General features: G+C 28.4%; 6 protein-coding genes. 3 read left to right on the top strand and 3 right to left on the bottom strand.

Going from position 1 to position 5,961, the window contains the following annotated elements; all coding sequences use genetic code 11:
* The 3 genes from ACVC2P_RS17145 to ACVC2P_RS17135 all read left to right on the top strand — a co-directional run.
* A partial coding sequence (locus ACVC2P_RS17145; RefSeq protein WP_452599672.1) for an FKBP-type peptidyl-prolyl cis-trans isomerase occupies positions 1 to 99 on the top strand: 99 nt, incomplete at its 5' end.
* Between the two features lie 146 nt (positions 100 to 245).
* Positions 246 to 953 carry a tetratricopeptide repeat protein gene (locus tag ACVC2P_RS17140; RefSeq protein WP_452599671.1) on the top strand — a complete coding sequence of 236 codons (708 nt, stop codon included), beginning with the start codon at positions 246 to 248 and terminating at the stop codon, positions 951 to 953.
* Positions 954 to 1,060: 107 nt separating this feature from the next.
* Entirely contained in the window at positions 1,061 to 2,692 is a 1,632-nt protein-coding gene (locus ACVC2P_RS17135; protein ID WP_452599670.1) for a helix-turn-helix domain-containing protein, read from the top strand.
* 62 nt (positions 2,693 to 2,754) lie between these two features.
* Here the strand turns inward: ACVC2P_RS17135 and ACVC2P_RS17130 are convergent, their stop codons facing one another.
* The 3 genes from ACVC2P_RS17130 to ACVC2P_RS17120 all read right to left on the bottom strand — a co-directional run.
* The gene (locus ACVC2P_RS17130; protein ID WP_452599669.1) at positions 2,755 to 4,569 is read right to left on the bottom strand and encodes a sodium:solute symporter family protein; all 1,815 of its coding nucleotides are present in this window, start codon (positions 4,567 to 4,569) and stop codon (positions 2,755 to 2,757) included.
* A 4-nt stretch (positions 4,570 to 4,573) separates the two neighbouring features.
* Entirely contained in the window at positions 4,574 to 5,296 is a 723-nt protein-coding gene (locus ACVC2P_RS17125; RefSeq protein WP_452599668.1) for a LytR/AlgR family response regulator transcription factor, read from the bottom strand.
* Positions 5,293 to 5,961: sensor histidine kinase (locus ACVC2P_RS17120; protein ID WP_452599667.1), on the bottom strand; the 669-nt coding region annotated here is incomplete at its 5' end. The genes ACVC2P_RS17125 and ACVC2P_RS17120, both read right to left, overlap by 4 nt.

Raw genomic sequence — 5,961 nt, 5'->3', positions numbered from 1 at the left:
ATCCCTAGCGATTTAGCTTATGGTGCTAGAGGAGCAGGTGGTGTTATTCCTCCAAACGCTATTCTAATTTTCGATGTAGAATTAATGGGAATTAAATAATTAAAAATGCTATTTAATATAACTTCTTTTTAAAATATTTTTTTAGAAAGTAAGTAACGAAAATAAATTTTAGGCGTCTCATTTTGCATGAGACGCTTTTTTATGCGTACAATTTATTATTTTCAATCAATCAAAATCAAACCACAATGAAAACTAAATCCTTATTCCTTCTTTTTATAGTAATTATATCTAGCTGCTCTAAGAGTATAAATTATACTCCAGAGTATAAAGCGCAAACAGCTGGGCGTTATTTGTTTAGCCAAGATGAAGTTATAGACGTATATTATAAAGACAATACATTATTTTTAAAATGGAGAGGCGCAGATAAAATAAAGCCTATTGTACTAGATGACAATAAGTTTTCTGTAATAGAAATGAATAAAATGATTCATTTTGTAGAGCATCCAGAAACAAAAAAAAGATACTTGTCTAAAATATCGGAAACAGATGAAACTGCAATCTCTTACGATTATGTAAAAGTAGAAGATAGCTTTAAAGTACCCAGTATGTATTTAAAAGAAAAAGAGTATAATAAAGCTTTGTTAGGGTATTTAGAAATTCAGAAAAAAGACTCCACTAGTGTATTTTTAAATGAACGTTCTTTTAATAGATATGGCTACAAATTACTGCGAGATAAAAAGTACGAAGATGCTATAGGTGTCTTTAAAATTAACGTAGCATTATATCCAGAAAGTGATAATGTTTATGATAGTTTAGCAGAAGCCTATTTAGGCTCTGGAGATAGTTTACAGGCTTATAATAATTATAAAAAAGCATTAGAGTATAATAATAGTAATAGAAGAGCAAAGCGTTATGTAGAAGAGTATAATAAAATAAAAAAGGATACATTGTAACATCTTTGACTTTACCTCCAAAAACATACATGAAGTTCGCTCTTTTTTTATGCTCTTTTTTGTCTTTTTATTTTTTTTATGCTCAAAATACTCCTGAGCAAAATATTTTGGATGTTTCATATGAAGTATATGAAGATTCTATTAAAAAATATAATAGAGTTGATACTACAAAAGCAATATCGGCTGCAAAACTTTATATTAAAAAAGCAAAAAAAGAAGGAGATCTAAAAAAGGAATGGAAAGGTCTATATTATATTAGTAATATATACAGATACCATAAATATTATGAGTTGAGTAACTCTGTATCAGACAGCATGCTTTCTCTATGTAAAGAATTTGGTTTTTATGATAAGATGGTAGAAACCTATCTTTTAAAGTCTATATCTAGCGAACCTGTAAAGTTTAAACGTAATATTGGCTATATGTATATTGCATTAAACATAGCAAGAAAGTATAATTATGAATATCTAGAATATAAAGTTAAAAGAAGAATTTCTAATATTTTACTTATAGTAAAGGATGACATTACGTCTATTAAATTAAATAAAGAGATTCTTCTCTTTATAAAAAACAAAAAAGATACATTAAAAAACAAAAAAATAGATGTTGATGTTCATTTTAAAGGGACATGTAATTTCCTTGTAAAGAATTATATAAATCTTAAAATAGAAGATTCAGCAAATTACTACAACAATATTTTAAAATCTAAGCTATTTAAAGAAGGAAATAAAGATGCTTATTTTGAAAGAGAATTTTATTTAAATAAATCAGAAATCTCCTTTATTAAGGACGATTATGATTTGGCCGAAGAACATTTGAATAATTCTCTAGAATATGCAAGCCCCAATGACCCTATTGGTAGAGAGTTTCAAAAAGCTTATTTATTAGGGAGAATAGCTTTTAAAGAAAAAAAATATAATGAATGCATTAATATAATAGAATCTCATTTAGAAATAAATTCTTGTGTAACGGATAACGAAGGAATGTTTACAAAAGATTGCTACCAGTATTTAGGTCAATCTTATAAGGAATTAAACAATTATGAAAAAGCTAGTTTTTATTATGAAATGCACATAAATTCTATATTAGAATTTGAAAAATTAAGAGGAAAGACAATAGACAAGTATAAAGTAGATGAATCACTCCGGTTTCAAGACGAAATAAAACTGCTAAAGTTAAAAAAGAAAGAACAAAAGAATAAAGTTAACATAACTGTTACCATCGCTTTTCTAGTGTTTTTAAGTTTCATTATATATTTTTTCTACAATAGAAGAAAAAATAAGCAGAAGCTTAACAAGCTTCTTATAACAATTAATAATAATAAACCTATTATATCTAATAGTGTTAAAGAATCATTTGTAGTAAAAGATGTTAGTATTTCTATAAAAGAAGAAACAATTAAAAAAATAGAAAAAGGACTCGATAAACTTGAACAAGAAAAGTACTTTTTAAAACCTGATTGCTCTGCTCCAAATATTGCAAAAAAGTTAAAAACAAATGCAAACTATGTTTCTAAAGTTATTAAACAAAAATATCATAAAAAATTTAATGTTTATATAAATGATCTTCGAATTAACTATGCAATAACTCGTTTAAAAGAAGATTCAAAATTTAGATCATATTCTATAGAATCTATTAGTAAAGAACTAGGGTACAAAAGTGCAGACACTTTTACTAAACACTTTAAACAGGCTACAGGTGTTTTGCCCTCAAAATATATAAAGAAAGTTAGTTCTTAAGTAGAAGAAAGAAATTTCTTTCTTCTACTTGGTTTGTTTTTTAACAGAATAGGCAACTAAATTTAAAGAATTTTAGCACTTATTTTTTTCCATATCCTCTTTAATAGAAAAGCAGACACTATTGCAGAAATAGTTGTAGAGATTGCTAATGTGGTTTCTCCATATATCCAATAACCAGTAGAGAACATACAACTGTATATTAAAACTAATCCTAGTAACATAGCAATAATTCCTGAAGGAACACTCCAACCTTCATGATTTTCTATAAGTTCTATATTCTTACTTTGCGCATTTGCTATTACAGATTTCCATCCAGGACCACCAGGCTGTGTTTTTTTATAAAAACTTTCAAGAACTTCTTCCTTTTCAGGTTTAGTTACAAATGTAGCTATTAACCAAATAATAGTAGTTGTAAATACTACAAATGGTAATTCTCCCCATTCTGGAAAGATACCATCAACACTATCAAATAAAAATGATTTTACAGAGTCTATTGTTAAAATTAAAGTAATAATACCAGAAGCAAACATAGCAGTTATTTCACTCCAAGCATTAATACGCCACCAGAACCAACGTAAAATAAATATGAGTCCCGTACCAGCACCAAACACTAATAATAAATTAAAAATTTGCATGGCATTTTGCATTAATAAAGCAACAATAGCACTAATAACCATTAAAACAACGGTAGATATTCTACCAACAGCTACTAATTCTTTTTCTGTAGCTTCGGGCTTAATTTGTTGTTTGTAAAAATCAAAAACAATGTAAGATGACCCCCAGTTTAATTGCGTAGAAATAGTACTCATATAAGCAGCAATTAAAGAAGCCAATACAATACCAAGTAATCCACTTGGTAGTTTAGTAAGCATGGCAGAGTAAGCTAAATCATGTCCTAATTTATCTTCTGCAATGTTTGGAAATGCTTCATGTATGCTCGCTATGTCTGGAAACACAACTAAAGAGGCTAATGCAACAAGAATCCATGGCCATGGGCGTAAAGCATAATGCATAATGTTAAAAAAGAAAGTGGCACCAATGGCATGATTAGCATCTTTTGCAGCTAGCATTCTTTGTGCAATATAACCGCCGCCACCAGGCTCAGATCCTGGACTCCAAGTACTCCACCATTGCACAGCTAAAGGAATAATTAATAATGTTATTAAAGCTGTTTTATCATTAAAATCTGGTAAAATAGATAATTTATCGGTTACATTTTCGTTAGTTAATAAGGCTTCAAGGCCTCCAACTTCAGGAATATTTATTAAATAAACAGCAGCTCCAATAGCACCAGCCATAGCTACGAAAAATAAAATAAAATCGGTGTAAACAACACCTTTAAAACCACCAACAGCACTAAAAATAACAGTAATTAGTCCAGCACTTATTACAGTTTGCCATGGTTCTAACCCTAACATAATACCGCCTATTTTTATAGCGGCTAAGGTTACGGCAGACATTGTTATAACATTAAAAATAACCCCCAAATACAAGGCTCTAAACTTTCTTAAAAAGGTTCCTGGCTTACCAGAATATCTTAAAGCGTAAAACTCTAAGTCTGTATTTACTTTAGATTTTCTCCATAATTTAGCATAAACAAAAACAGTTAATAATCCTGTAATTAAAAAGGCCCACCATACCCAATTTCCAGAAACACCATTAGATCTTACTATATCTGTCACTAAGTTAGGCGTATCTGTAGAAAATGTAGTAGCTACCATAGATAGCCCTAAAAGCCACCAAGGCATTGTTCTACCAGATAAGAAAAATTCTGTAGAATTCTTTCCAGACTTTTTAGAGACCCAGATACCTATAAAAAGGGTAATTGAGAAAAAGATTATAATTAATGCATAATCGAGCATCGATAAATCTACCATAGTTTTAATTGTTGTTTTGATTATTAATATTTAAGATTCTTTCCTTAGTTAGTTTTTGGTAGTTTCTTCCTATAGGAATCTTTCGGTTTGCTATTTCTATTATATTACCTTCAATAGCATCTATTTTATTTATAGAAATAGTATAAGACCTATGCACGCGCATAAAGTTAGATTGAGGTAACTCTTCTGTTATTGTTGTCAATGATTTATGTACAACATAATCATCTAGAGTTGTAATAACCTTAATATAATCTTTTAAGCTTTCTATTATAAGAATATCATTAAGGTTAACCTTAACTAGTTTTTTATTTACTTTTAAAAAAATATGCGGGTCATGTTGTATTAAAGTGTCATTAGCATTAGTACCAATATAAACTTGTTGATATACCTTATTTATTGTTTTTAAAAAACGATTAAAAGGAATTGGTTTAACCAAATAGTCTAAAATATTAAGTTCATAACTTTTAACGGCATATTCTCTGTAGGCCGTTGTTATTACAATTAAAGGCTTATGTGTTAAATTTTCAATAAAAGTAAAACCAGATATTTGCGGCATGTTAATGTCTAAAAAAATAACATCAATTTTTTCCTGCTCTAAAATACCATAAGCTTTTAAAGGCGAGGTTAAGGTTGCGACTACTTCTATATGATCAAAATTTTTTAAATGATCTTCAATTACCTTTATAGCCAAGGGTTCGTCATCAATTATAACACATTTGATTTTCATTTAATTGGGATTTTAAGAAGTAAGGTATAAGTATCATCAACTATTTTTGTCTCTAAAATATAATCATTCGAAAATAATAAATTTAACCTTCTTTTTGCATTTGTAATACCTATTCCGTGTTTTTCGTTTTGAACTATTTCAGGATTAAAAGTATTAGTTAGTTTAAACTCTAATAAATTATTTTTTAAAACTTTAAAAGCCATATTAATTTTAACAAAATCGTTGTCTTTTAAACCATGTTTAAAACAATTTTCTACAAAAGTTAAAAATAATAATGGAGGAACCTTAACATCTTCAATATTTCCAGTTATATCCATTTCTACCTCTATTTTATCTTTAAAACGTATCCGTTCAATGTCAATATAGTTATTTAAATGGTTTATTTCCTCATGAAGACTTGCTTTTGAGCTGCTCACTTCATACAAAACATACTGCATTAAGCCAGATAATTTTAGTATTAAACGTGGCGCTTCATCAGATTTCTCTAAAGTTAAGGCATATAAGTTATTTAATGTATTAAAAAAGAAATGTGGTTGTATTTGTGATTTTAAAAAATTTAACTCAGTTTTTAACTGAATTTCTTTTAATTGCTCAGATCGTTTCCTTTCTAAAATCCATTCGGCAGTTAACTTAATAGTAGTTACTAATGCCACATCGTATATTCC

The organism is Pontimicrobium sp. MEBiC01747, from assembly GCF_053601635.1.
This window is presented reverse-complemented; position numbering and strand designations above follow the sequence as displayed.

Coding starts and splice junctions, on each gene's coding strand:
- ACVC2P_RS17125 (WP_452599668.1), bottom strand. CDS start 5,296: ATGAAAATCAAATGTGTTATAATTGATGACGAACCCTTGGCTATAAAG.
- ACVC2P_RS17130 (WP_452599669.1), bottom strand. CDS start 4,569: ATGGTAGATTTATCGATGCTCGATTATGCATTAATTATAATCTTTTTC.
- ACVC2P_RS17140 (WP_452599671.1), top strand. CDS start 246: ATGAAAACTAAATCCTTATTCCTTCTTTTTATAGTAATTATATCTAGC.